Raw genomic sequence first — 23989 nt, forward strand, 5'->3', positions numbered from 1 at the left:
GCGCTCAGCCTGCGCCTGGCGCGGTCGGCGCCGGCGTCCGGCGCGGTCGTGCCGCCGCGCTGGCCGCGGCCGTGGCGGCCGCCGGCGACAGGGTCAGCTCGTCGAGCAGTGCGGTGGCCTGCTTTTCCATCTCCACGCAGTAACCGGCCACGCGCGAACGGAAGTAGCGATGCAGCACATAGGCGGGAATCGCCACGGTCAGGCCCGACGCTGTACAGATCAGCGCTTCGCCGATGCCGCCGGCCATCTTCGCCGGATCGCCGATGCCGCCGGCCATCACCTCCATGAACATGCGGATCAGGCCGATCACCGTGCCGAACAGGCCCAGCAGCGGGCCGATCAGGGCGATCGTGCCCAGCGTGTTGAGGTAGCGCTCCATCCGGTGGATGACGTGCCGGCCGGTGTCCTCGATGCGTTCCTTGATGATCTCGCGGGGCTGCCGGCGCACGGTCAGCGCGGCCGCCAGCAACTCGCCCAGCGGTGAGCCGCTGGCCAGCGTGTCCAGGTGCTTGGGATCGAGTTGACCCGAGCGTGCCCACTGGCGCACTTCGTCGCCCAGGCCGGGCGGCAACACGGATTGCCGGCGCAGCGTCCAGCAACGTTCCAGCACGATCGCCAGGGCGATCGCCGAACAGATCAGGATGGGCACCATCGCCCAGCCGCCAGCCATCAGAATTTCCAGCACTTTTCGACCCCAACATGCGACCCGACTTGGAAGCGCGCATGATAGCAGTCTGGCCCGGCCGTACTGCGGCGGGTGTGGCATTCCTCACTCGCGCCAGTAACGCGGTTGCCGCTGGCGCCAGCCGGCTTCGCGCCGTGGCGGGGCATCGACCGGGAAATCCAGCGCGATGGCGCCCTGCACCGCGGTATTGAACACCGGCACCCCGGCTGCCGCGTAGCGCGCCAGCACCTCGGGCTTCGGATGACCGAAGCGGTTGCGCCAGCCGGCCGACACGATCGCCACCGACGGCTGCACCGCGGCGATGAAGCCCGCGCCGGACGAGGTCTTGCTGCCATGGTGGGGCACCAGCAGCACGACGGGCGGCCCCGCTCCGAGACTCGCCGCCACCGGCGGCTCCACCGCGGAACTGATGTCGCCGCTGAGCAGCAACCGGCCGGAACGGTTCTCCACCAGCAGCACGCAGGAACTGTCGTTGTCGCGATCAGCCGCACCCGCCGGCGGATTCAGCACGCGGAAGCGCACGCCATCCCAGGTCCACGCCTGGCCGGCCACGCATTGGCGCATCGGCAGGTGCATCCGCGCCGGTTCGCCTGCGTAGCGCGGCGCCTCCGGAAACGCCTCGGCAACGACCCGGGCGCCGCCGGCGTGATCGTTGTCGCCGTGGCTGATCATCAGCAGGTCGAGCCGGCCCACGCCCAGCGCATGCAAGGCGGGCAACACCACCGCTTCGCCGAGGTCGAAGCCCGATGGATAGCGTGCGCCGGCGTCGTAGACCAGCACGTGGTCGTGCGTGCGCAGCAACACCGACAGGCCCTGCCCCACGTCGAGCACCCACGCCTGGAACGCGCCTTCCGGCGGCGTGGACAGCGGTGGCCGCAGCAGGGGCAGGAACAGCAGCAGGCCCAGCCAGCGCAGCGGCATCCCGCGCGGCATGAACAGCCACAGCGCGCCCAGCACCGCGAGCAGCAGCGCCCAGGGCTGCACGGTGGGCAGATACCAGTGCGCACCCGGCCAGGTCGCCATCTGCTCCAGCAACCACCATTGCGCGTGGGCCATCCGTGCGGCCAGCCACAACACCGGCCCGGCCAGCGGCGGGCACAGGCCCAGCATCAGCATGCCGCCCAGCGCGCATGGCACGATCACGAAGCTGACCAGCGGCACCGCGATCAGGTTCGACAAGGCGCCGACCAGCGAAGCCTGGCCGAAGAACCACATCGTCAGCGGCAGCAGGGCCACCGTCATCACCAGCTGCCCTGCGGTCAGCTCGTGCAGGAACGCGCGCAGGCCGCGCCCGCGCGATTGCAGGCACAGCATGAGGAAGCCCACGCCGACGAAGGACAGCCAGAATCCCGCCGCCAGCACCGCCAGCGGGTCGAACAGCAGGATCGCGATCATCGCCAGCGCCAGCGACTGGGCGCCGCCGCTGCCACGCCGGCTGCAACGCGCCAGCGTCACCACGGCGATCATCAGCAGGGTGCGCACCGTCGGCAGGCCGAAGCCGGCCAGCGCGCTGTACATCGTCGCCACCAGCAAGGCCGCGGCCGCCTGGGCTTGCGGCCGCGGCAGGCGCAGACCCAGCCCCGGCCACAACGCATACGACAGCCACGCCAGCCACACGCCGAACACCGCGGCCACGCCGACATGGAAGCCGGAAATCGCGATCAGGTGCGAGACCCCGTTGGCGCGCGCCACCGCCCAGTCCTGCGGCTGCAGGCCGCGGGTGTCGCCCACGGCGAATGCCTGCAGCAAGGCGGCGTCATGGTGGTCGCCGACCCGTGCGGCGATGCCGCGGGCGACCGCATCGCGGATCGCGTTGACGCACCAGCGTCGCTCGCCGAGCGAGCGGTTGTCCGGGTCATCCCGCACGTAGCCGGTGGCGACGATGCCGCGCTCCAGCGCGGAACGTTCGCTGTCGGCCGCACCCGGGTCCAGCAGGCCGCGGGGCCGCTTCAGGCGCAGCAGCAGATGCCAGCGCGAACATGGCTGCAGCGGTGGTGCATCCTCGTACCACGACACGGTGACCCGCCCATGCAGCGCGACGGGCTTTCCGTCGGCGGTGGCTTGCTCCACGCGCAGACTGAAACGACTCGCGTCGGGATGGATCAGCGGCAGATCGGCGATGCTGCCGACCACGGCCAGGTCGACGCCTTCCAGCGCGCGCGGCAGCCTTGCATCCATTGCCGCTGCGCCATGCCACGCCGCCCACGCCGCGCCGAACAGCAGGCAGGCCAGCCAGTGACAACGCGGCCAGCGCCAGGCGAGCAGGACGATCACCGGCACCAGGCACGGCAGCCACGCATGCGGCGGCAGCCGCGGCAACCATTGCACCAGCAGGACCCCGAGCAGCAAGGCCAGCGCCGCGGTGATCGCCGTCAGTCGCCCCATGCCGCGCGCCCCGTTCCATCCTGGAAGAAGCCGAGACTAGCGCGGCTCGAGCCGGGGCGCAGATGAAATGCGTGTAGGTCTTCGCCGGGACGTCAGTCCCGTGGAGCTTCCTGCAGCCTGCCGTTGTGCAGCACCAGGGTGCGATCCATCTTCGCGGCCAGATGCGGATCATGGGTGACCAGCACGAAGCTGGTGCCGATCTCGCGGTTGAGCTCCAGCATCAATTCGTAGACCTGCGCCGCATTGGCCTCGTCGAGGTTGCCGGTGGGTTCGTCGCCCAGCACGCAGGCCGGCCGGGTCACCAGCGCCCGGGCCACCGCACAACGCTGGCGCTCGCCACCGGACAACTCGGACGGCTTGTGATGCGTGCGTCCGCCGAGGCCGACCCGCTCCAGCAGCACCATCGCCTGCTTTTCCGCTTCGGCGATTGCGGTGCCGCGGATCAGCAGCGGCATGCACACGTTTTCCAGCGCGGTGAACTCGGGCAGCAGGTGGTGGAACTGGTAGATGAAACCCAGCGAGCGGTTGCGCACGCGGCCGCGCTCGGCGTCGGACAGTTTCGACAGCACGCGGCCGTCCACCTCCACCTCGCCGGTGGTCAGCGTGTCGAGCCCGCCGATGATGTGCAGCAGCGTGCTCTTGCCCGAGCCGGACGCGCCGACGATCGCCATGGTCTGCCCGCGCTTCAGGGTGAAGCTGACGTCGCTCAGCACGTCGGTGCGCAGGCCGCCTTCGGCATAGGTCTTGGCCACGCCGGTGGCGCGCAGCACGTTTTCGGTCTTCTCGGTCATGACGGTCTTATTCATAGCGCAGCGCCTGCGCCGGCTGCGTGCGCGAGGCGCGCCACGCGGGATAGAGGGTGGCCAGCAACGAGAACGCGAAGGTCAGCAGCGCGGTCCAGCCCACGTCGTGCCAGTCGAGCCGGCTCGGCACCTCGCTGATGTAGTAGACGTCCGGCGACAGGAAGGTCACGTGGAAGGTGTGCTCGATCCACTTGATGATGCCGGGCAGCTTCCACGACAGCAGCGAACCGAGGCCCACGCCGAAGCCGATGCCCACGAAACCCACCAGCACGCCCTGCACCATGAACATGCCCATGATGCTGCGCGGGGTGGCGCCCAGCGTGCGCAGGATCGCGATGTCGGCCTGCTTGTCGGTGACCAGCATCATCAGCATCGAGATCAGGTTGATCACCGCCACCAGGATGATCAGCGACAGGATGATGAACATCACCATCTTTTCCATCGACAGCGCGGCGAACAGGTTCGCGTTGGTATCCATCCAGGTCTGCACCCGGTAGACCTGGCCCAGCTGGTCGGCCAGTTCGCGCGCGACCGGGCGGGCGTTGAACAGGTCGTCGAGCTTCAGCCGGATGCCGGTCGGACCGGCGAGGTCGCCGAGCTTCTCGGCATCGCTCATGTTGACCAGGGCCAGGCCGGAATCGAACTGCTCCATGCCCAGTTCGAACGTGCCGACCACGTGGAAACTGCGCATCCGCGGCACGCTGCCCATCGGCGTGGCACGCAGTTGCTGCACCACCATGGTTACCCGGTCGCCGACGCCCACGCCCAGTGTCATCGCCAGCTCGCGACCCAGCACGATGTTCCAGCTGCCCGGGGTCAGCTGGTCAAGCTTGCCCTCGAGCATGTGCTTGTCGATGTCGACCACCTTCGGTTCCTGCGCCGGCTCGACGCCACGCACCAGCGCCCCGCTGGAACGGCGGGCGTTGAGATACGCCTCCATCTCCACATAGGGTGCGGCGCCCAGCACGTGCGGGTTGGCCTCGGCCACCTTCAGCGCGCGCGGCCATTCCTGCACGCTCTCGCCCACGCCGGAAACCGTGGCGTGCGAAATCGCCCCGAGGATGCGCGAGCGCATCTGGTAGTCGAAGCCGTTCATCACCGACATCACCGTGATCAGCGCGATCACGCTGATCGCGATGCACACGATCGACACGGTGGAGATGAAGGAGATGAACTGGTTGCGCCGCTTGGCGCGGGTGTAGCGCAGGCCGATGAAAAGTTCGAGCGGTCGGAACATGGGCGGGTCGCTTGTGGGGAGTTGCAGGGCGGGCCGCCCGGTCATCCATTATCAGGTATTCGCTGAGACCCTGCCGCGCGCCGGAAGTTGCGGTTCAGTCACAGGCGGGGCAAGGCGTCGGCAGCCTGGATCGTGGCCAGCCGCATGCGCAGCCGGCGACGGGTGTCTGCGTCACTGTTGTCCGTGGCGATCAGCAGCATCTGCGTCCCGTGCGCGTCGGTGCGCAGGCGCAGCAGGATCATTTCGCCAAGCACACGGAACGAACTCAGCGTGGCCGGCACGTCCTCGTGGTCGTGCAGGCGCAAGGTCCATGCCTGGTCGGCACTCCAGCCCGCCGCCGCCACGGGGCCGCTGGCCAGTCGTCGCAGCACGAGAGCCGCCGACAGCAGCACGATCGCCGCCAGCAGCAGCTTCGACCACCACGGAATCATGCACAGCAGCGTGGCCAGCAGCGCGGCCCCGGCGATCAGCAGCAGCGCCGCCCGCAGCAGCCGCGAAGGTCGGTATTCAAAGCCGATGGCGGGCGCGGATGTCATCGATGATCGCCTGCCAGTCCGCGCGCTCGGGGCGGGCATGGCCCATCACCCAGTCCCACAGGTCGGGGTCCTGCACGTCGAGCAGCTGGTCGAACGCCTGCCGCTGCGCTTCGTCCGCACCGGCGAAGCGCTCGTCCAGCCAGCCGCCGAACAGCGCGTCCAGCTCGCGCGTGCCGCGGCGGGCGCGCCAGCGCAGGCGCTTGATGCGGGCTTCATCCATCACGGGGCTCGGTCGTATCCATGAATGCGCAGTGTAACCGTTGCGCTAGAACGCGACAGGCCGCACGCGGCGGCCTGTCGTCGTGAATGACGCGCGGCGCGATCAGGCTGAACGCCGCTCCACCATCAGCTTCTTGATCTCGGCAATCGCCTTGGCCGGGTTGAGACCCTTGGGGCACGTCCGCGTGCAGTTCATGATGGTGTGGCAGCGGTACAGCTTGAACGGGTCTTCCAGGTCGTCCAGGCGCTCGCCGGTGGCTTCGTCACGGCTGTCGACGATCCAGCGGTACGCCTGCAGCAGGATCGCCGGACCAAGGTACTTGTCGCCGTTCCACCAGTAGCTCGGGCAGCTGGTCGAGCAGCAGGCGCACAGGATGCATTCGTACAGGCCGTCGAGCTTCTTGCGCTCTTCCGGCGACTGCAGGCGCTCGCGATCCGGCGCCGGGCTCTGCGTGCGCAGCCACGGCTTGATCGAGGCGAACTGGGCGTAGAAGTGGGTCAGGTCCGGGATCAGGTCCTTCACCACCGGCATGTGCGGCAGCGGGTAGATCTTCACGTCGCCCGCATCGCATTCGCCGATCGCCTTGGTGCAGGCCAGCGTGTTGGTGCCGTCGATGTTCATCGCGCACGAACCGCAGATGCCTTCGCGACAGGAGCGACGCAGGGTCAGCGTGGGATCGATCTCGTTCTTGATCTTCAGCAGCGCGTCCAGAACCATCGGACCGCAGGCGGCCAGGTCGACCTCGTAGGTATCGATGCGCGGGTTCTGCCCGTCATCCGGCGACCAGCGATAGATGCGGAAAGTACGCGGCTTCTTCGCATCCTTGGCCGGGTAATGCTTGCCCGGCTGGATTTTCGAATTCTTCGGTAGCGAAAACTCTGCCATGTGCTGAACCCTTCGACTTTCTGCAGGAGGGCTTGCGCCCCGACCGTACAACCAATGATGTCCATGCCACGAGGCGGCCGCAGCCGCCTGGCGGCATCAGTAAACGCGTTTCGCCGGCGGCACGGCCTTGACCTCGTCGGTCATCGGATTCATGTGCACGGGGCGGGAATCGAACCGCGGCTTGCCGGTCTCGTCGACCCATGCCAGGGTGTGCTTCATCCAGTTGACGTCGTCGCGCTCGGGGAAGTCCTCGCGCGCATGGCCACCGCGGCTTTCCTCGCGCTGCGCGGCGCCGTACATCGTGGCGACCGCCTGATCCAGCAGATTGGCCAGCTCCAGCGTCTCGATCAGGTCGGAGTTCCACACCAGCGACCGATCGCTGACGCGCACGTCCTTGAACGACTCGCGCACGGCGGAGATCTTTTCGCAGCCTTCCTTCAACGTCTTGCCGGTGCGGAACACCGCCGCGTCGCTCTGCATGGTGCGCTGCATCTCCAGCCGGATCTGCGCAGTCGGCTTGCTGCCGTTCGCGTTGCGCAGGCCGTCGAAACGCTCCAGCGCCTTGTCCAGCACGTTGGCCGGAAGATCCTTGTGCGCGGTTTCCGGCTTGATCAGCTCGGCGCAGCGATGCGCCACGGCGCGACCGAACACCACCAGGTCGAGCAGCGAATTGGAGCCCAGGCGGTTCGCGCCATGCACCGACACGCAGGCCGCTTCGCCGATCGCGAACAGGCCGGGCACCACCGCGTCGACATCGTCGCCGCGCTTCTGCACGACTTCGCCGTGATAGTTGGTCGGGATGCCGCCCATGTTGTAGTGCACGGTCGGGATGACCGGGATCGGCTCCTTGGTCACGTCGACGCCCGCGAAGATGCGCGCCGATTCGGCAATGCCCGGCAGGCGCTCGTGGATGACCTCGGGGCCGAGGTGCATCAGGTTGATGAAGATGTGGTCCTTGTGCTCGCCGACGCCGCGACCCTCGCGGATCTCCAGCGTCATCGCGCGGCTGACCACGTCGCGCGAGGCGAGGTCCTTCGCGCTGGGCGCATAGCGCTCCATGAAGCGCTCGCCCTCGGAGTTGGTGAGGTAACCGCCTTCGCCACGCACGCCTTCGGTGATCAGGCAGCCGGCGCCGTAGATGCCGGTGGGATGGAACTGCACGAACTCCATGTCCTGCAGGGCAAGGCCCGCACGCAGCACCATGCCGCCGCCGTCGCCGGTGCAGGTATGGGCCGAAGTGGCGCTGAAGTAGGCGCGACCATAACCGCCGGTGGCCATCACCACGGCATGGCCGCGGAAGAAATGCAGGGTGCCCTCGTTCATGTCGAGCGCGAGCACGCCGCGGCAGACGCCTTCCGCGTCGAAGATCAGGTCGATCGCGAAGTATTCGATGAAGAACGTGGCGTCATGCGCCAGCGCCTGCTGGTACAGGGTGTGCAGGATCGCGTGGCCGGTGCGGTCGGCCGCGGCACAGGTACGCTGCGCGGTGCCCTTGCCGTAATGCGTGGTCATGCCGCCGAACGGGCGCTGGTAGATCTTGCCCTCGTCGGTGCGCGAGAACGGCACGCCGTAGTGTTCCAGCTCGATGATCGAGGGGATCGCCTCGCGGCACATGTACTCGATCGCGTCCTGGTCGCCGAGCCAGTCGGAACCCTTGACTGTGTCGTAGAAATGGAAGCGCCAGTCGTCCTCGCCCATGTTGCCCAGCGCGGCGGAGATGCCGCCCTGCGCCGCCACGGTGTGCGAGCGGGTCGGGAAGACCTTGGTGATGCAGGCGGCCTTGAGCCCCTTCTCGGCCAGGCCGAAGGTGGCGCGCAGACCCGCGCCGCCGGCGCCGACCACGATCACGTCATACAGGTGCTGCTGAATCTTGTAGCTTTCCATGAAACCTTTTCCTCGCGTCTTATGGGGTCAGCGCAATGCGCAGCACGGCCAGCACGCCAGCCAGCGCGCCCAGCACCGCGAGGAACCTGATCGCCACCATCAGGACCACTTCCTTCCAGCGGGTATGCACGTAATCCTCGATCACCACCTGCAGACCGAGCACGGCATGCCAGAACATGGTGAGCACGAACGCGATCAGCAGCAGTGCATTCCACGGCTTGGCCACGGTGGCGCGGGCGGTGGCGTAATCGGCGTGCAGCAGGCACAGCACGGTGACCACGAACCACAGGCCCAGCAGCACCAGCGCCACCGCGGTCACCCGTTGGGTCCACCAGTGCTCCACGCCCGACTGGGCGGAACCCAGGCCACGGGCCGTCTTCAACGGGTTGCGCCGATCCTTCACGGCGACATCCTTTGCACTCATGCCGCACCCCCGGCCATCAACACGTAAGCCCACACCACGACCGTCAGCACGATGCTGCCGATGACCGACAGCCAGCTGGAACGCACGAACTGGGGAATCGAATAACCGAGGCCGGCGTCCTGCAGCAGGTGCCGGATGCCGTTGCAAAGATGATAGAAAAGCGACCAGCTCCAGCCCAGCATCAGGATCATGCCGAGCGGGCTGCCCAGCACGCCCCTGAAGTGGTTGAAGCTTTCCTCACCGGTGGCCAGGTGGATCAGGCCGCAGACGACGAGCAGGCTGCCGACGGCCAGTGCGATGCCGGTGGCGCGGTGCGTGATGGAGGTCATCATCTGCACCTGCTTCCGGTAGATCTGCAGGTGCGGTGAGAGCGGTCGTTGCGTATCTGCCATGGCGGCTATCCTGTGTGGAATCGCTGATGTCCATGCCGCCTCTGTCCTGCCCCTTGCACGACGGCGACGAGCGCCGGCGCGAACGTTCAGAAGTCGATGCAGCGTCCGTTCTTTTCCCAGTCACCATAACGCGTGGGATCGGGAACCGCGCGCTCCGTGGAATCCTTTTCCGATGGCTTGCCCGCAGGCACGGCAGTCGTTTCCGCAGGAACGGAAGCAGGATGGGATTCGGCGGGAGTCGTGGTATTGGACATGGTTTTTGTAAGCCGACAAAGGTTAATACTTGCGGCAGTGCAGTACAACCATGCAGGCTCGCGCCGTGACGTCCGCTCCCTTGTGTCTGCAGCCCTCCGTCCCCAACTCCACCACTTCCATGAACCTGCCCCTGTCCGCCGAAACATTGCTGATCGAAGGTGCCGACGCACCCGCATTCGCGCACGCCCAGTTCAGCAGCGCCGTGAAATCGCTGGCGGTCGATCGATGGCAATTCAGCGCCTGGCTCGATCCACGGGGACGCGTGCTGGCGCTCTTTCATCTGGCCCGTCTCGCCGATGATCGCCACCTGCTGCTGTTGCGTGGCGGCAGCGCCGCGGTGATGGCCGAGGCGCTGCGCCGTTTCGTGTTCCGTTCGAAAGTGCGCATCACTGCACTGCCACCGCGACATCTCGCCTGCGGACCTGCGCTGGCGCAGGGATCACTGGCGAGCGAACCGGCCGGCGATGACGATCTTTCGCTCGGTTGTGACTCGCACAGTCTGCGCATCGGCAGCGTCGGCGACGACGCCTGGCGACTGCAGCAATTGCGCGCCGGCTGGCCATGGTTGCCGGACTCCTGTCTGGGTGAACTGCTGCCGCCGGCAATCTCGCTGCAACGCCTGCAGGCCGTGGTGGTCGACAAGGGTTGCTATCCCGGCCAGGAAATCGTGGCACGCCTGCATTTTCGTGGCGGCCACAAGCGGCACCTGCATCGCGTCACATTGTCGCAAGCGGCAAATGCGGGCGACGTGCTGCGACAGGAAGGCCGTGATATCGGGCGCGTGCTTGACGTGATCGCAAACGGCACGGAGTTCGAGGCACTGGCGACATTGAATGACGAACTCGTCGCCGAGGCGGATGCCGGCAACACCTTGATCCTCGACGACGACGTCGCAATCACCCTGCTTTCTTCATGGCCGGCCTGAACAAAAGTTCGTGATAACAACGAGATTCGCAATGGCACTTGTCAACCCATCGTGAGTGCCGGTTAAACTTCGGCACCCCGGCACTTGCCAGCGGCGAATTCCGCCACTAGGCTCCGCCGATCGAATATCGCGGCACCCGTAACACGGGGTGTCGATTGACGCGACGAACCGGATGAATTCCGAATCGGCGCGACCCGGCAGCCACATCGCCGGATGGAACAACGCCTCGCAGCCAACGAGTGCGTACAAGTCGCAGGCAATACGGCCCCATAGCGCCGCGCAACGCCCGACCGAAACCAGTCCCCCGAATGGCCTGACCGTCGTTCGACCGCCACAATCCCGTGGCAAAGCGTCATGGCCACAAGTTTCGGCCATGACGACAGATCCAGGTGGAACGGCCTGCCCGCCCGTCCACCGCAACGGCACGCGAAGCTGCTTCTGCTTCGCGCGTACAGCACGCTGGAGGCAGAACATGAAACTTTCCATGCTGTTGTGGCTGACCACGTTGATGCCGCAACCCGTCGCCGATCAGGCCTGTCTGGCCACCACGGTGTATCTCGAAGCACGCAGCGAGCCGGTCAATGGCCAGCTTGCGGTCGCCGAAGTGGCATTGCGTCGTCGCGATCGCGGTCGCTGGGGCGACACGGTATGCAAGGTGGTGACGGCACCCCACCAGTTCGCCACGACGACCACGCCCGGTTCGTTCGAGATCACCAACCTCGAAGCGTTCAACAAGGCATGGCAGATCGCCGGCATGTCCCTGCACAACTGGCAACTGCCCGTGGCGGAACGTCGCATGGTGGTTCCGCGCGCCGATCATTTCGCCACCACCGCCATCTCGCCCGCGTGGTCGCACAACCGGCCCAGCGTGACGATCGGCGAACACGCCTTCTATGCGGTGAATTGAACCGGGCGGCGACCTTGCAGCAACACATGCCCGCAACAGTCAGTCGGAAAACGAGAAAAGGCCCTCTTTCGAGGGCCTTTTCATTTGGACGTCCAGACGTCCAGACGTCCAATTACGCAACTTGTCTCAGCGCGCGTAGACGTGGTCGCCACGCACCTCGACATAGTCGCCATTGCGGACACCTGGGTTCTCGCGCTGGGTGACGGTGGCGTACTGGCCATTGTCCAGTCGAACCACGACGCGCCAGGCGACATCGCTGCCGCTGTTGCGCTTGCCTACCTGGTTGCCGACCACGCCACCGGCGACCGCGCCGGCAACGGTGGCGGCCTTGCGACCGTCACCCTTGCCCACCTGGTTGCCCAGGACGCCACCGGCAACCGCACCGATGATTGCTCCCAGCGTGCCGCCGTTGCCGCTGCCGCCATCCGTATAGACCTGCTGCACTTCCTGCACCACGCCGCAAGTCTGGCAACGGACGTTGCGGTTGCCGTAGCTGCCTTGCTGCGACTGGTACCCGCCGTTATACCCGCCGTTGTTGCCGTAGGGCGTCGTGGCGCAGCCGGCCAGGGCCAGCCCGCCGGTCATTGCCGCGACGAGTGCCAACTTGCTGGTGAGTGCATTCATGAGTCAGTTCCTTGTAACGGGGAGGGAGAGGGGTTTCAGCGGGCGTCCGACACGGCAGTGACACCTTCCTGCACCTGCACGCGGTCGCCCGGATCGTGATCCATGCGCACGGTACGGGTCACGCCGTTGTACTCGTAGCGCACGTCGTAGCCGACGATCTTGGTGGTGCTGTCGTTCACGGTCTCGCACTTGCGCTCGACCGTCGAGGTCACCTGCCCGTGCTGCTTGCTCGCCTGGATGCGGTTGCCGGCATAGCCGCCACCGACGGCGCCGGCCACGGTTGCCAGGGTCTTGCCCTTGCCGCCGCCCACCTGGTTGCCGACCAGCCCGCCCACCACCGCGCCGATCGCGGTGCCGGCGATGCGGTGCTCATCCTTCGGTGGAGCGGTATGCGTTACGGTTTCGTCGTGGCAGACCTGCTTGGGGTTGTTCACCGTGGAGCGCACCGGATCGACGCTGACGACCTTGGCATACTTCACGGCCGCGCCGCCGGCATCCGTGCTGCCGGCGTCGGCCGCACCGTTGGAGACGCCCGCGTCCGCGTTGCGGTTGCAGGCGGAAATGCCGGTCGCCAGCACCGCAGCGATCGCGATATTGAGCACGTTGATCGTCAATCTGTTCATAACAACCTCTCCTCTGTTTTGTTTTTGTGGCTGGCTGCATTGCCGGATGCAAGCGCAATAACATGCGAGTTCATTGAACCTTGCTCCAACTGAATCGGAGTTAGCTCGGTCCGGCTACATTATCTTCACGCCATCACGACATTTCCCTCGGCCACGACACGAAAATCAACCATGCGCAAGATCGCCGACAGCCACGTGCATCTCAATGACTCCGCTTTCCGGGACGACGGCGACCAGGTGATTGCACGGGCACTCGAGGCTGGCGTGGACACCATGGTCGTGCCGTCCGTGGATGCCGCCAGCTGGCCGGTCATCGGCGAGCTTTGCGGTCGTCATCCTGCATTGCATCCGGCGTGGGGTCTCCACCCGGTGTTCCTGGCGAATCATGTTCCCGCGAATGTGCAGGCGCTGTCTTCGCTGCTGAACGACAGCAGACCGGTGGCGGTCGGCGAGATCGGGCTCGACTTCCATCGCGACGACCTCGACGCGGACAGGCAGCGCGAGTACTTCCTGCGCCAGCTCGAACTGGCACGCGAACACGAACTCCCGGTGATCGTGCACGCCCGCAACGCACTGGAGGAGGTCATCCTCACCCTGCGGCGCCAGGGCGGGTTGCGTGGCGTGGTGCACAGCTTCTCCGGCAGCGAGCAGCAGGCCCGCCAGTTGTGGGACCTGGGTTTCCACCTGGGCATCGGCGGCCCGGTGACCTACGAGCGCGCGCAGCGACTGCGCCGCATCGTGGCCGGCATGCCGCTCGAATTCCTGCTGCTGGAAAGCGATGCGCCGGACCAGCCGGATGCCCTCCACCGCGGCGAGCGCAACGAGCCGGCCCGGGTGGTCGAGGTATTGCGCTGCGTGGCCGGCCTGCGCGGGGAAACGGAACGGCATGTCGCCGACGTGACGCGCTCCAATACCCGGCGCCTGTTCGGCATCCACTGACGACCACTTGCATGCGCCGGCCGCGTGCTGATATTTTAATTCACTGGTGAAATATGAATCAGTGAAATGGATCGGCTGAAGCAGTGCATCGCGATGATGGACGAGGGCATCGGGCGGGTGAGCGGGATCATCCCGCAGATGCCGGCGGACGAGGCGCGCCTGTGCCGCCTGATGCTGATGCTCGGGCAGGACATCGAGGAGGAGCTCGAGTCCGAGCTGAAGCCGAACAAGCTCAACCACAGCGAATTCCTCACCCTGATGATCCTGTACAGCCGCCCCGACGGGATCTCCACGCCCGGCGAGCTGTGCGAGTACACCAATCAGGGCGCGACCAACATGACCCGCATCGGCAACGCGCTGGTCAAGCGCGGCCTGATCAGCCGCGGCAGCGGTGCCAGCGACCGGCGCAAGGTGGTGATACGCATCAGCGCGGCAGGCCGGCGCATGGTGCAGAAGATGCTGCCACCGATGTTTCCCCGCCTTGCCAACATGTTTGGCGGCTTCAGCGCCACCGACAAGCGTCAACTCGACCGTCTCCTGCGCAAACTGGCGGGCAACCTCGACCAACTGGGCGAAAGCCGCCACCCATGAAGGAAACCCCGATGAAGCATGCTCCGCATCGCGGTCGCACCGTGCTTGTCGCCGCCATCGTGCTGATGCTGGCCGGCTGTGCCCGCGCCCCGGCCAAGCTGGATACCCCCGCACTGCGCGACGAGGCCCCTCTGGCCGGCCTGCAGACGGCCGTTCGCCCCGGCTGGCCCGGCACCGAATGGTGGCGGCAGTACAACGACCCGCAACTGGACGACCTGATGGGCCGCGCGATGCTGCAGTCGCCCGATCTGGCGCTGGCTCGCAGCCGCGTCGAGAACGCCGAGCAGTCGGCGAAACTGGCCGCTGCCCAGCTCGGCCTGTCGATCAACGGCAGCGCGCAGGCGTCGCGCACGCGGATGAGCGACCACGGCCTGATCCCCAGCAAGTTCCTGGGCTTCAGCTGGTACAACCAGGCCGATCTCGGCGTGCAACTGGAATACGATTTCGACTGGTGGGGCAAGAAGCGCGCCACCATGGAGGCCGCTCTGGATCAGGCGCGCGCCGCCCAGGCCCAGCGCAGCGCTGCGGCGCTGGCGATCCAGTACGCCGTGGCCGACACCTATTTTGGCTGGCAGGCCGACCAGGCACGGTTGCAATTGGCCGATCGCCTGCTGGCCACGCAACAGCAGTTCGCCCGCATCGCGGACCTGCGCGTGAAACAGGGCGTGGACCTGCCTGACGAGGCGCAGAAGGCGCGCGCGCAACTGGCTGCGGTGCGCGAAATGCGCGCGGCGCTCGATGGCTCGGGGAAGATTCGCCGCGCGGCGCTGGCCTCCCTGCTCGGCGTGGCGCCGGCCGAACTGCCGGAGCTGCACGCCAGCCCGCTGCCCGTGATCAACGGCGGCGTACCGGCGGATGCCAGCCTGGACCTGCTGGCCCGGCGTCCCGACATCGCGGCCAGCCGCTGGCAGGTCGAGGCGGCACTGAAGCAGACCGATGCGGCCCGTGCCCAGTTCTTTCCCGACTTCAGCATCAAGGCGCTGGCCGGCCTGTCCAGCATCGACATGGGCAAGCTGCTCACCGCGGGCAGCCGCACCTTCGCGGTGACGCCCGCGCTGCATCTGCCGATCTTCAACGGCGGCACGCTCGAGGCCAACTACGGCGTCAGCAAGGCCCAGCTCGATGCCGCCGTCGCCCAGTACGACAGCACGGTACTCACCGCCGCCCGCGAAGTGGCCACCCAGTCGCTGAGCGCCGAACAGGTCGCGGCCCGCCTGCGTGAACAACAGGCCCAACTGGATGCCGACAAGGCGCTGCTGGCCAGTGCGCAGGCACGTGCCCGCCAGGGCGTGCGCGACCTGCGCGAAAGCCTCGGCGCGCAGGCGACGCTGCTGCAACAGCGCGATGCCGCCACCCAGTTGCAGGCCCAGGCGCTGAGCACGGATCTCGCCCTGATCAAGGCTCTCGGCGGCGGCTATCGCAGCGCCGACGCCACCACCTCCCCCTCCTCTTCCTCTTCCGTCAACGCCGGAGCTTCCGACCATGAGCGCCACTGAATCCGAAACTGCTGTCGACAGCAACGACAGCGGCATGGCCGCGAAGAATCCGGCCAAGCGCCGTCGCGCCCTGCTGATCGTCGCCGCGGTGTTCATCCTTGCCGGACTGATCTGGTTGCTGCTGTGGATGTTCGTGTTCTCCACCCGCGTGAAAACCGACAACGCCTATGTCGGCGGCAACCAGGTGGCGATTTCCGCCCAGGTGCCGGGCACCGTGGTGGCGATCCTCGCCGACGACACGCAGCGCGTGGAAGCCGGCCAGGTGCTGGTGAAGCTGGACGCCACCGACGCCGAGACGCGACTGGAGCAGGCCCGCAGCGCGCTGGCCCAGGCCGTGCGCGGCGTGCGCCAGCAGACCAGTTCGGCCACCGGCGCGGACGCCCAGGTCGTCACGGCCCGGCTCGCTCTGAAGAAGGCCCAGGCCGACCTGCAGCGCCGCCTGCCGCTGATCGCCGCCCAGGCCGAATCGCCGGAGATCGTGCAGCACCTGCGCGACGGCGTGGAGCAGGCGCGCGCCGCGGTGAACGCCGCCGAGGCGCAAGCCGCCGCCGCGCATGCCGCGATCGAAGGGACCGACGTGGCGCAGAACCCCGCAGTGCTGCAGGCCCGCGCCAACTTCCGCGCCGCCTGGGTCGCCGCGCAACGCAACGCGATCTATGCGCCGGTGTCCGGCTACGTGGCCGAACGCAGCGTGCAACTGGGCAACAGCGTGCAGCCGGGCCAGCAGCTGATGACCGTGGTACCGCTGCACGACCTGTGGATCGACGCGAATTTCAAGGAGAGCCAGCTGCGCCATATCCGCATCGGCCAGCCGGTGAAGATCGTCTCCGATGTCTACGGCGACGACGCCGAGTTCCACGGCAAGGTGATCGGCCTGGGCGCCGGCACCGGCAGCGTGTTCTCGCTGCTGCCGGCGCAGAACGCCACCGGCAACTGGATCAAGGTGGTGCAGCGCGTGCCGGTGCGCATCGCGCTGGACAACAGGGAACTGGACAAGCACCCGCTGCGCATCGGCCTGTCCACCGACGTCACCGTCGACATCCGCCATGACCAGGGCAGCGTGCTGGCCAACACGCCGACGCAGCAGCCGGTGGCGCAGACCGACGTCTACGACCAGATGGCCAGCAAGGCCGATGCGGAAGCCGAGCGGATCATCCGCGCCAACCTGCCCCACGCCACCGCCGCGAACTGAGCCGGACATCCATGGCCGCCACGCCGAACGACGCCGCACCCGACGCCCCGCTGAAGCCTCTGCACGGCGGTCCGCTGGCGCTGCTCACCATCGCCGTCGCGTTCAGCACCTTCATGGAGGTGCTGGACATGACGATCGTCAACGTCGCGGTGCCGCACATCGCTGGCAGCCTCGGCGTGAGCCCCAGCGAAGGCACCTGGACGATCAGCTCGTACGCGCTGGCCAGCGCGATCATGCAGCCGCTGACCGGCTGGCTCGCGCGCCGCTTCGGCGAGGTGAAGACCTTCGTCGGCTCGGTGCTGATGTTCGTGGTGTTCTCGATGCTGTGCGGCCTGGCCACCAGCATGCCGATGCTGGTGATCGGCCGCCTGCTGCAGGGCGCCGGCTCCGGCCCGATGGTGGCGCTGTCGCTGACCCTGCTGCTGTCGAACTATCCGAAGGAGAAACAGGGCATCGCGCTGGCGCTGTGGGCGATGACCGTGGTGGTGGCGCCGATCTTCGGGCCGATCCTGGGCGGCTGGCTGACCGACAACTTCTCCTGGCCATGGATCTTCTACATCAACCTGCCGGTCGGATTGGCGGCGGCGGTGATCACCTGGGGCCTGCTGCGCAAGCGCGAGACGAAAACCTACAAGGCGCCGATCGACATGATCGGGCTGGTGTTGCTGGTGGTTGGGGTGGGCGCGCTGCAGTTCATGCTGGACAACGGCAACGACAACGACTGGTTCTCCTCGCCGATGATCCTGGTGCTGGGGCTCACCGCACTGATCTGCCTGACCTTCCTGATCGTGTGGGAACTGCATGCGAAGCACCCGGTGGTCGACCTGTCGCTGTTCAGGCAACGCAACTTCACGGTGGGCGTGATCAGCCTGTCGCTGGGCATGTTCGCGTTCTTCGGCATCAACGTGGTGTTCCCGCTGTGGCTGCAGATCACCTTGGGCTACACCGCGACCTGGGCCGGCCTGGCCACCGCGCCGGTCGGCGTGCTGGCGTTCCTGATCGCGCCGGTCCTGGGCAAGAACATGCACAAGCTGGACTTGCGCGCGGTGGTGACGTTCGCGTTCCTGGTCTTCGCCGGCACCGCGTACTGGTTCTCCACCTTCGACAGCTCCGCCTCGTTCTCCACCCTGGTGATCCCGCGTTTCGTGATGGGCCTGGCGATCCCCTGCTTCTTCATCCCGCTGAACCAGGTCTACCTGTCCGGCCTGCCGGTGGACCAGATCGCCAGCGCCTCGGGCCTGTCCAATTTCTGCCGCACGATCGGTTCGAGCGTGTCCACCGCGATCATGGTGACGATGTGGCAACACCGCGGCGAAACCCACCATGCCACGCTGACCGAGTACGTCAGCCCCGGCCACCCGGCCGCTACCCAGTTCATCGGCCAGCTGTCGCATGCCGGGCTGTCGCATACGCAAAGCCTGGGCCTGATCGACCAGTTGCTGACGCGCGAGGCACTCACGCTGGCGGTGAACGACGTGTTCTGGGCCTGTGCGATCCTGTTCGTGCTGCTGATTCCGGTGCTGTGGTTCGCCAGGCCGCCGTTCGGCAGCGCAGGCGGCGCGGTCGGCCACTGAAATGCTGCGGCCGGCGGCCGCAGCATGAAAACTCCCGGTCGACTGGTGCGGCGCAATATCTTCTGCTAGCGTTCGCCGCATGGCACAAACAAAGCGCACCATCAAGAAGTATCCGAACCGGCGTCTCTACGACACGGAAATCTCCAGCTACATCACGCTGGAGGAAGTCCGCCAGCTAGTGCTGGACAACGAGGATTTCGAGGTCCGCGACGCCAAGAGCGGCGAGGACCTGACCCGTTCGGTACTGCTGCAGATCATCTCCGAGCACGAGGACAAGGGGCAGCCGATGCTGTCGCCGCAGTTGCTCAGCCAGATCATCCGCTTCTATGGCGATTCGCTGCAGGGCTTCATGGGTCCTTACCTGGAGCGCAGCCTGCAGGTCTTCCTCGACCAGCAGACCCAGTTCCGCAGCCAGCTCAACAGCCTGATGGGACAGACTCCCTGGAATACGCTGAACGACCTGACCGAGCGCAACATGGCCGCGTTCCAGGCGATGCAGCGCGGGCTGATGGACACCGCCGCCCAGGTCATGCCGACGCCGCCCGGCGGCGCCCGCGGCGGCAAGAAGTCCGGCTGATCCGGACCCCATGGACGGCGCGCATCGACGCGCCGTTCGCTTGTCACCACCCTGCCAATCCGATCCGGCCGCTGCAGCACAGCACGTGCTGCCCCGCGGCATGATCCTCCCATGGACGCACTGCAATGAGCCCTGCCCTCCTTCCCGAACGCGTTGCACTGGTCACCGGCGGCATCGGCGGCCTGGGTACGGAAATCTGTCGCCAGCTGGCCAGCGCGGGACGTCGGGTGGTCGCGCTGGACCTCGCTTCGCGCGAAGAGCGCGTGGCTGCATTCCACGACGAAGTGGCCGCGTTCGATGGAGCGATCAGCTTCGCGCCGGCTGACGTCAGCGACTTCGACAACTGCCGCGCCGTGGTCGAGCGCATCGAGCAAGAGCATGGCAGCGTGGACATCGTGGTCAACGCCGCCGGCATCACCCGCGATGCCAGCCTGCGCAAGATGACGCCGCAGCAATGGCACGAACTGATGCACGTGAACCTCGACGGCGTGTTCAATCTGTGCCGCAACGTGATCGACGGGATGACCGCCCGCGGCTTCGGCCGCATCGTCAACATCAGCTCGGTCAACGGCCAGACCGGGCAGTTCGGCCAGACCAACTACTCTGCCGCCAAGGCCGGCGTGCACGGCTTCACCATGGCGCTGGCGCGCGAGACCGCACGCAAGGGCGTCACCGTCAACACCGTTTCGCCGGGCTATTGCGACACGCCGATGGTGGCCGCGGTATCCGAAGAGATCCGCGCGCAGATCATTGCCGGCATTCCGGTCGGCCGGCTTGGTTCGCCCGCCGACATCGCCCGTGCCGTGGCCTTCCTCGCCGCCGACGAAGCCGGCTACATCACCGGCGCCAACCTGCCCGTCAACGGCGGGTATTTCATGAGCTTCTGAAGACGCCTCTGTCGGCAGCGCAGCTGCCCGGATTGCCGGCAGGTCAACGCGTGTGCCGATCCGCTGCTTTTATGTATGATCGAAACACCACTTTGACATGGATTTCGGAGCACGGACGGATGTCGAATATCGAGCTGGATCTCTATCGGAGCTGCAAAAGTCGTGACTGGGGGTGCCCGCAAGGCCAGTAACGACCAGCGCGTCAATACGGTGCAGGAACCAGATGACGCAAGAAGCTTTCCACGGCGCATTGGATACGCTTGCCAGGAACGCCGTTGCCAAGGCGGTCGAGCTCAACGTGCCTGTCCACTCCTTCTCTTGAGCCGGCACGAGGAAATCGCATGCGTTCCACAAGCGAAAACGACCTATCCGTCATCATCCCCTTGTTGGCTGAAAAGATAAGTGCTCTAAAGCAAGAACTTGCCCATGGCGACGGCAGGGAAGACGACATCACGGACGCAGAATTCGACGCACATACGGATACCTCCGACCTGCTGTCCTCATATATGGGGACGATGGACAACCTAGCCGAAGAATATGAGTCGGCACGCGCTGAAGGAATCATCCTCCCAAGCCTTGAAACCTTGACCCAGCGATTCTGCCAGCCCACGAATTGAGCCAGGGGTTAACGCTTGATCCTGCTGCGGCCGTGCATTCAGGCTGTTCCTTCACAACCGGGCGGACTCTGATTTACTTCGCTCCACACCTGAAAGCCTCCTGTTCAGGTCAGTTCAAAAATGCACGCCCATTGACGACACCTGACATGACGCAATCTCCTCGCATCACCCTCATCGGCGGCGGCCTGGTCGGCGCGTTGCTGGCGCAGCAGCTGGCGCAACGCGGTTTCGCGGTCGAGGTGTTCGAGAAGCGGCCCGATCCGCGGCTGGCCGGCTTCCTCGGTGGCCGGTCGATCAACCTGGCGCTGGCCGAGCGCGGCCTGCAGGCCTTGCGCAGCGCCGGGCTGGCCGACGACGTGTTGCAACGGGCGGTGATGATGCGCGGCCGCATGGTGCACGATCGCGACGGCCACAGCGCCCTGCAGCGCTACGGCGTGGACGACAGTGAGGTGATCTGGTCGGTCTCGCGCGGCGCCCTGAACATGCTGCTGCTGGATGCGGCCGAGGCGGCGGGTGTCACCTTTCATTTCGGCCAGAGCCTGGTCGCCGTCGATTTCGAGCGGCAGCGCATCCGGCTGGCGGACGCCGCGGGCGTGGAACGCGAGCAGACGGTGGGCCTGCTGATCGGTGCCGATGGCGCCGGCTCGGCCTTGCGCGCGGCGATGAACGCCCATGCGCCGCTGGGCGAGCGGATCGAAGCATTGGGCCACGGCTACAAGGAGCTGGAAATTCCGCCCGCCGACGAGCTCGCGGCCACGCTGCAGCAACTCGGCGGTGGTCGCGACCAGTACGCGCTGGAGCCGCATGCGCTGCACATCTGGCCGCGCGGCGGCTACATGTGCATCGCGCTGCCGAACACGGAAGGCAGTTTCACGGTCACCCTGTTCCTGCCCGCGCAAGGCGCGGCGCCGAGCTTCGCCAGCTTGCCCGGCTCGACCGCGGCGGCAGCGTTCTTCAGCGAACAATTCCCCGGGCTGCTGTCGCTGATCCCGCGCTTCGCCGAAGACTTCGACCACAACCCGGTCGGCACGCTGTCCACCCTGTACCTCGACCGCTGGCATCTGGACGGCCGCGCGCTGCTGGTCGGCGATGCGGCACACGCCATCGTGCCGTTCCACGGCCAGGGCATGAACTGCGGCTTCGAGGACACCGTGGTGCTGGCGAACCTGCTGGCCGCGGCGCCCGGCGACAGCGCCGAGGTGTTCGCCGAGTTCCAGCGCGTGCGCCAGCCGAATGCCGACGCGATCGCCGCGATGGCGCTGGAAAACTACGTGGAAATGCGCGACTCGGTGGCCGACCCGCACTACCTCGCCAAGCGCGAACTGGGCGCGCTGCTGGCCGCCCGCATCCCCGCCCACTACATGGCGCGCTACCGCATGGTCACCTTCACCCACCTGCCCTATGCCTATGCGCTGGAACGCGGCCGCGCCCAGGATCGATTGCTGGAGCAACTGTTGCGCGAGAATCCGGACGTGGCGACGATCGATATCGAAGCGGCGGCACAATTGCTTGTTTCCACCCTGCCCCCGCTGCCGGCGCTGCGTCATGGATGAGGCCCTGCTCGAAGCGTTCCGCTCGACCGCGTACCACGTGTGCATCGACACGGTGAACTGGGCCACGATCCGGGTCGACCTGCCCTTGCCCGCCGCACTGGCCGAGGTGGTCGGCGGCCGCTCGTGGGCCTTCATCACCGCCTGGAATCCGCAGGCACGCCGCCGCGCACCAGCCGAGAACCTGGCCGCCCAGCACGAATTGCTGGGCGCCCTGCAGGCGCAGCCCGGCGCCATCGTGCTGCCGGCCATCGGGGTGGGCAGCAGCGGCTGGAGCGAACCCAGCCTGTTCGCCATCGGTCCGGACCTGGCCATCCTCGATGCACTGGCGAAGGCACACGGGCAACTGGCCTATGTGCATGGCGAGGCCGCCGGCGCCGCCCTGCTGCGCACCGTGGGCTGAAGCTTCAGCGGCAGTGCGCCGCATGGACAGCACCGGCGCCATTGCGGACAATCGCGGGAATGACTGCCGCCAGCACCACCGTGCCCCTGCTCCAAGCACGGGCCCTGAGTTTCCATCGCCAGGACGAACCGGTGTTCGCGCCGCTGGACTTTCAGCTGCACGCGGGCGAACTGGCCCTGGTCGAGGGCGACAACGGCAGCGGCAAGACCACCTTGCTGCGCATGCTGGCCGGGCTGCTCCATCGCGGCGGAGGCGAACTGCTCTGGCGCGGTGAGGCGCTGCAGCGCGACCAGTGCGCAGGCCAGATCCTGTTCCTCGGTCACCAGCTGGGCCTCAAGGCAGACCTGAGTCCCCGCGAAAACCTGCGCATCGCCGCGGGCCTGCATGGCACGCGCGAAGGCCTGGGCATGGCTTCCGTGCTGGCCGACGTCGGCCTGCGCGGTTACGAAGACGAGCCGGTGCGGCGCCTGTCGGCCGGCCAGAAGAAGCGCGCGGCGCTCGCCCGGCTGGTTCTGCTGCCGGCCACGCTGTGGCTGCTCGACGAGCCGTACGCGAACCTGGACCGCATCGGCATCGCCCTGGTGAACCATTTGCTGGAAAAGCACACCGCCGCCGGCGGCGCCGCGATGGTCACCAGCCACGGCACGGTGAGCTTCCACGGCGGCGAGCCGCGACGGATCCGCATGCATGGCTGAGCATCCCGGCGTTGCCACCGCCTGCGCCGCGATGCTGCGGCGCGACCTCACCCTGGCCTGGCGCCGGCGCGGCGACATCGCGATGCCGGTGCTGTACGCGCTGATCGTGACCATGCTGTTCCCGTTCGCGCTGGGGCCGGAAGACACCTTGCTGCAACGGATCGCCGGCGGCGTGATCCTGGTGACCGTGCTGCTGGCGATGCTGCTGGCGCTGGATGCGATGTTCTCCAGCGACATCGAGGACGGCTCGCTGGAACAGCTGGTGCTGGCGCCGCAGCCGCTGGCGCTGCTGCTGGGCATGAAAATCCTTGCGCACTGGATCACCACCGCACTGCCGCTGATCGTGATTGCGCCGCTGATGGCCGCGATGCTGCACCTGCCCGGCGCGGTGATTCCCGTGCTGTTGCTGGCCCTGCTGCTGGCCACGCCGCTGCTGAGTCTGCTGGGTGCGGTGCTGGTGGCGCTGACGGCCGGCACCCGGCGCTCTGGTATGCTGCTGGCCCTGATGTTGCTGCCTTTGTGCGTACCGGCCGTGATCTTCGCCGCCGGTGCCGTGGCGGCGGCCCAACAGGGTTTGCCGTGGCTTGCACCGATCGCCTGGCTCGCTGCCTCGCTGGCGCTGGCCGTGGTGCTGGCGCCGCTGGCCTGCGCCGCCGCCCTCCGTATTGCCCTGGACGCATGAC

The 23989-nt window shown here is 67.0% G+C and carries 27 protein-coding genes; 14 read left to right on the plus strand and 13 right to left on the minus strand.

Annotation, left to right across the window (positions count from 1 at the left end; genetic code table 11):
* Positions 1-4: 4 nt before the first annotated feature.
* The 11 genes from UU7_RS10345 to UU7_RS19160 form a co-directional block, all read right to left on the minus strand.
* On the minus strand, positions 5-670 hold the full coding sequence (locus tag UU7_RS10345) for a MotA/TolQ/ExbB proton channel family protein (RefSeq protein WP_007808032.1): 666 nt from the start codon (positions 668-670) through the stop codon (positions 5-7).
* 99 nt (positions 671-769) lie between these two features.
* On the minus strand, positions 770-3070 hold the full coding sequence (locus tag UU7_RS10350) for a DNA internalization-related competence protein ComEC/Rec2 (RefSeq protein WP_007808035.1): 2301 nt from the start codon (positions 3068-3070) through the stop codon (positions 770-772).
* A gap of 92 nt (positions 3071-3162) precedes the next feature.
* Positions 3163-3876: a lipoprotein-releasing ABC transporter ATP-binding protein LolD gene (lolD, locus tag UU7_RS10355; protein ID WP_425480512.1), complete on the minus strand. Its 714-nt coding sequence runs from the start codon at positions 3874-3876 to the stop codon at positions 3163-3165.
* Positions 3869-5110: a lipoprotein-releasing ABC transporter permease subunit gene (locus UU7_RS10360; RefSeq protein WP_007808039.1), complete on the minus strand. Its 1242-nt coding sequence runs from the start codon at positions 5108-5110 to the stop codon at positions 3869-3871. The genes lolD and UU7_RS10360 overlap by 8 nt, the downstream gene beginning before the upstream one ends.
* Positions 5111-5208: 98 nt before the next feature.
* Positions 5209-5646: a protein YgfX gene (locus tag UU7_RS10365; protein WP_007808041.1), complete on the minus strand. Its 438-nt coding sequence runs from the start codon at positions 5644-5646 to the stop codon at positions 5209-5211.
* Complete coding sequence (locus UU7_RS10370) at positions 5618-5866, minus strand: FAD assembly factor SdhE (protein WP_007808043.1); 249 nt, start codon at positions 5864-5866, stop codon at positions 5618-5620. Before UU7_RS10370 ends, UU7_RS10365 begins: the two co-directional genes overlap by 29 nt.
* A 102-nt stretch (positions 5867-5968) precedes the next feature.
* Positions 5969-6751 (minus strand): succinate dehydrogenase iron-sulfur subunit, encoded by a 783-nt coding sequence (locus UU7_RS10375; RefSeq protein ID WP_007808046.1) that lies wholly within the window; start codon positions 6749-6751, stop codon positions 5969-5971.
* A gap of 96 nt (positions 6752-6847) precedes the next feature.
* Positions 6848-8635 (minus strand): succinate dehydrogenase flavoprotein subunit, encoded by a 1788-nt coding sequence (sdhA, locus tag UU7_RS10380; RefSeq protein ID WP_007808048.1) that lies wholly within the window; start codon positions 8633-8635, stop codon positions 6848-6850.
* Positions 8636-8654: 19 nt separating this feature from the next.
* Positions 8655-9059, minus strand: a complete 405-nt coding sequence (gene sdhD, locus UU7_RS10385; protein ID WP_040673274.1) for a succinate dehydrogenase, hydrophobic membrane anchor protein — start codon at positions 9057-9059, stop codon at positions 8655-8657.
* Entirely contained in the window at positions 9056-9451 is a 396-nt protein-coding gene (gene sdhC, locus UU7_RS10390) for a succinate dehydrogenase, cytochrome b556 subunit (RefSeq protein ID WP_007808050.1), read from the minus strand. The genes sdhD and sdhC overlap by 4 nt, the downstream gene beginning before the upstream one ends.
* Before the next feature lie 86 nt (positions 9452-9537).
* The gene (locus tag UU7_RS19160; protein WP_350015519.1) at positions 9538-9882 is read right to left on the minus strand and encodes a DUF1674 domain-containing protein; all 345 of its coding nucleotides are present in this window, start codon (positions 9880-9882) and stop codon (positions 9538-9540) included.
* Here UU7_RS19160 and ygfZ point away from each other — a divergent pair.
* Both ygfZ and UU7_RS10400 read left to right on the plus strand, forming a co-directional pair.
* The gene (gene ygfZ, locus UU7_RS10395; protein WP_007808052.1) at positions 9825-10631 is read left to right on the plus strand and encodes a CAF17-like 4Fe-4S cluster assembly/insertion protein YgfZ; all 807 of its coding nucleotides are present in this window, start codon (positions 9825-9827) and stop codon (positions 10629-10631) included. The two genes, UU7_RS19160 and ygfZ, sit on opposite strands and share 58 nt — an antisense overlap.
* Positions 10632-11103: 472 nt before the next feature.
* Positions 11104-11538, plus strand: a complete 435-nt coding sequence (locus UU7_RS10400; protein ID WP_040673275.1) for a cell wall hydrolase — start codon at positions 11104-11106, stop codon at positions 11536-11538.
* A gap of 126 nt (positions 11539-11664) precedes the next feature.
* On the opposite strand, the gene UU7_RS10405 is transcribed toward UU7_RS10400, so the two are convergent.
* Positions 11665-12162: an outer membrane lipoprotein gene (locus UU7_RS10405; RefSeq protein ID WP_007808055.1), complete on the minus strand. Its 498-nt coding sequence runs from the start codon at positions 12160-12162 to the stop codon at positions 11665-11667.
* Between the two features lie 35 nt (positions 12163-12197).
* Entirely contained in the window at positions 12198-12785 is a 588-nt protein-coding gene (locus tag UU7_RS10410) for a glycine zipper 2TM domain-containing protein (protein WP_007808056.1), read from the minus strand.
* A gap of 171 nt (positions 12786-12956) precedes the next feature.
* Here UU7_RS10410 and UU7_RS10415 point away from each other — a divergent pair, with 171 nt between their 5' ends.
* From UU7_RS10415 to ccmB, 12 genes are all read left to right on the plus strand, one after another.
* Positions 12957-13724 (plus strand): TatD family hydrolase, encoded by a 768-nt coding sequence (locus tag UU7_RS10415; protein WP_007808057.1) that lies wholly within the window; start codon positions 12957-12959, stop codon positions 13722-13724.
* Between the two features lie 66 nt (positions 13725-13790).
* Positions 13791-14315: a MarR family winged helix-turn-helix transcriptional regulator gene (locus tag UU7_RS10420; RefSeq protein ID WP_007808058.1), complete on the plus strand. Its 525-nt coding sequence runs from the start codon at positions 13791-13793 to the stop codon at positions 14313-14315.
* Between the two features lie 11 nt (positions 14316-14326).
* Positions 14327-15811 (plus strand): efflux transporter outer membrane subunit, encoded by a 1485-nt coding sequence (locus UU7_RS10425; protein WP_007808059.1) that lies wholly within the window; start codon positions 14327-14329, stop codon positions 15809-15811.
* Positions 15798-17003 (plus strand): HlyD/EmrA/EmrK family protein, encoded by a 1206-nt coding sequence (locus tag UU7_RS10430; RefSeq protein ID WP_007808060.1) that lies wholly within the window; start codon positions 15798-15800, stop codon positions 17001-17003. Before UU7_RS10425 ends, UU7_RS10430 begins: the two co-directional genes overlap by 14 nt.
* Positions 17004-17014: 11 nt before the next feature.
* Complete coding sequence (locus UU7_RS10435; RefSeq protein ID WP_007808061.1) at positions 17015-18577, plus strand: DHA2 family efflux MFS transporter permease subunit; 1563 nt, start codon at positions 17015-17017, stop codon at positions 18575-18577.
* 79 nt (positions 18578-18656) lie between these two features.
* A complete protein-coding gene (gene phaR / locus UU7_RS10440; RefSeq protein WP_007808062.1) occupies positions 18657-19154 on the plus strand; it encodes a polyhydroxyalkanoate synthesis repressor PhaR in 498 nt (165 codons plus the stop codon).
* A gap of 125 nt (positions 19155-19279) precedes the next feature.
* Positions 19280-20041 (plus strand): acetoacetyl-CoA reductase, encoded by a 762-nt coding sequence (gene phbB / locus UU7_RS10445; RefSeq protein ID WP_007808063.1) that lies wholly within the window; start codon positions 19280-19282, stop codon positions 20039-20041.
* Positions 20042-20382: 341 nt separating this feature from the next.
* Positions 20383-20658 (plus strand): hypothetical protein, encoded by a 276-nt coding sequence (locus UU7_RS10450; protein ID WP_007808064.1) that lies wholly within the window; start codon positions 20383-20385, stop codon positions 20656-20658.
* A 146-nt stretch (positions 20659-20804) separates the two neighbouring features.
* On the plus strand, positions 20805-22211 hold the full coding sequence (locus UU7_RS10455) for an FAD-dependent oxidoreductase (RefSeq protein WP_007808065.1): 1407 nt from the start codon (positions 20805-20807) through the stop codon (positions 22209-22211).
* Positions 22204-22611, plus strand: a complete 408-nt coding sequence (locus UU7_RS10460; protein ID WP_007808066.1) for a DUF3293 domain-containing protein — start codon at positions 22204-22206, stop codon at positions 22609-22611. Before UU7_RS10455 ends, UU7_RS10460 begins: the two co-directional genes overlap by 8 nt.
* A 59-nt stretch (positions 22612-22670) precedes the next feature.
* Entirely contained in the window at positions 22671-23306 is a 636-nt protein-coding gene (gene ccmA / locus UU7_RS10465) for a cytochrome c biogenesis heme-transporting ATPase CcmA (protein WP_007808073.1), read from the plus strand.
* Positions 23299-23988 carry a heme exporter protein CcmB gene (gene ccmB, locus UU7_RS10470; protein WP_007808075.1) on the plus strand — a complete coding sequence of 230 codons (690 nt, stop codon included), beginning with the start codon at positions 23299-23301 and terminating at the stop codon, positions 23986-23988. The genes ccmA and ccmB overlap by 8 nt, the downstream gene beginning before the upstream one ends.
* Position 23989 lies beyond the last annotated feature (1 nt).

Origin of the sequence: Rhodanobacter spathiphylli B39 (genome assembly GCF_000264295.1) — a bacterium.
Classification (GTDB): Bacteria; Pseudomonadota; Gammaproteobacteria; order Xanthomonadales; family Rhodanobacteraceae; genus Rhodanobacter; species Rhodanobacter spathiphylli.

Bases quoted from the DNA above. Each gene is read 5' to 3' on its own strand.
- UU7_RS10405 (WP_007808055.1), bottom strand. From the start codon at position 12,162: ATGAATGCACTCACCAGCAAGTTGGCACTCGTCGCGGCAATGACCGGC.
- sdhD (WP_040673274.1), bottom strand. From the start codon at position 9,059: ATGAGTGCAAAGGATGTCGCCGTGAAGGATCGGCGCAACCCGTTGAAG.
- UU7_RS10410 (WP_007808056.1), bottom strand. From the start codon at position 12,785: ATGAACAGATTGACGATCAACGTGCTCAATATCGCGATCGCTGCGGTG.
- UU7_RS10425 (WP_007808059.1), top strand. From the start codon at position 14,327: ATGAAGCATGCTCCGCATCGCGGTCGCACCGTGCTTGTCGCCGCCATC.
- UU7_RS10420 (WP_007808058.1), top strand. From the start codon at position 13,791: ATGGATCGGCTGAAGCAGTGCATCGCGATGATGGACGAGGGCATCGGG.
- phaR (WP_007808062.1), top strand. From the start codon at position 18,657: ATGGCACAAACAAAGCGCACCATCAAGAAGTATCCGAACCGGCGTCTC.
- UU7_RS10365 (WP_007808041.1), bottom strand. From the start codon at position 5,646: ATGACATCCGCGCCCGCCATCGGCTTTGAATACCGACCTTCGCGGCTG.
- sdhC (WP_007808050.1), bottom strand. From the start codon at position 9,451: ATGGCAGATACGCAACGACCGCTCTCACCGCACCTGCAGATCTACCGG.
- UU7_RS10450 (WP_007808064.1), top strand. From the start codon at position 20,383: ATGCGTTCCACAAGCGAAAACGACCTATCCGTCATCATCCCCTTGTTG.
- UU7_RS10435 (WP_007808061.1), top strand. From the start codon at position 17,015: ATGGCCGCCACGCCGAACGACGCCGCACCCGACGCCCCGCTGAAGCCT.
- UU7_RS10345 (WP_007808032.1), bottom strand. From the start codon at position 670: ATGGCTGGCGGCTGGGCGATGGTGCCCATCCTGATCTGTTCGGCGATC.
- UU7_RS10370 (WP_007808043.1), bottom strand. From the start codon at position 5,866: ATGGATGAAGCCCGCATCAAGCGCCTGCGCTGGCGCGCCCGCCGCGGC.
- ccmA (WP_007808073.1), top strand. From the start codon at position 22,671: ATGACTGCCGCCAGCACCACCGTGCCCCTGCTCCAAGCACGGGCCCTG.
- UU7_RS10350 (WP_007808035.1), bottom strand. From the start codon at position 3,070: ATGGGGCGACTGACGGCGATCACCGCGGCGCTGGCCTTGCTGCTCGGG.
- UU7_RS10430 (WP_007808060.1), top strand. From the start codon at position 15,798: ATGAGCGCCACTGAATCCGAAACTGCTGTCGACAGCAACGACAGCGGC.
- UU7_RS10375 (WP_007808046.1), bottom strand. From the start codon at position 6,751: ATGGCAGAGTTTTCGCTACCGAAGAATTCGAAAATCCAGCCGGGCAAG.
- UU7_RS10360 (WP_007808039.1), bottom strand. From the start codon at position 5,110: ATGTTCCGACCGCTCGAACTTTTCATCGGCCTGCGCTACACCCGCGCC.
- sdhA (WP_007808048.1), bottom strand. From the start codon at position 8,635: ATGGAAAGCTACAAGATTCAGCAGCACCTGTATGACGTGATCGTGGTC.
- phbB (WP_007808063.1), top strand. From the start codon at position 19,280: ATGAGCCCTGCCCTCCTTCCCGAACGCGTTGCACTGGTCACCGGCGGC.
- UU7_RS10400 (WP_040673275.1), top strand. From the start codon at position 11,104: ATGAAACTTTCCATGCTGTTGTGGCTGACCACGTTGATGCCGCAACCC.
- ccmB (WP_007808075.1), top strand. From the start codon at position 23,299: ATGGCTGAGCATCCCGGCGTTGCCACCGCCTGCGCCGCGATGCTGCGG.
- UU7_RS19160 (WP_350015519.1), bottom strand. From the start codon at position 9,882: ATGCGGGTGCGTCGGCACCTTCGATCAGCAATGTTTCGGCGGACAGGG.
- lolD (WP_425480512.1), bottom strand. From the start codon at position 3,876: ATGAATAAGACCGTCATGACCGAGAAGACCGAAAACGTGCTGCGCGCC.
- ygfZ (WP_007808052.1), top strand. From the start codon at position 9,825: ATGAACCTGCCCCTGTCCGCCGAAACATTGCTGATCGAAGGTGCCGAC.
- UU7_RS10455 (WP_007808065.1), top strand. From the start codon at position 20,805: ATGACGCAATCTCCTCGCATCACCCTCATCGGCGGCGGCCTGGTCGGC.
- UU7_RS10460 (WP_007808066.1), top strand. From the start codon at position 22,204: ATGGATGAGGCCCTGCTCGAAGCGTTCCGCTCGACCGCGTACCACGTG.
- UU7_RS10415 (WP_007808057.1), top strand. From the start codon at position 12,957: ATGCGCAAGATCGCCGACAGCCACGTGCATCTCAATGACTCCGCTTTC.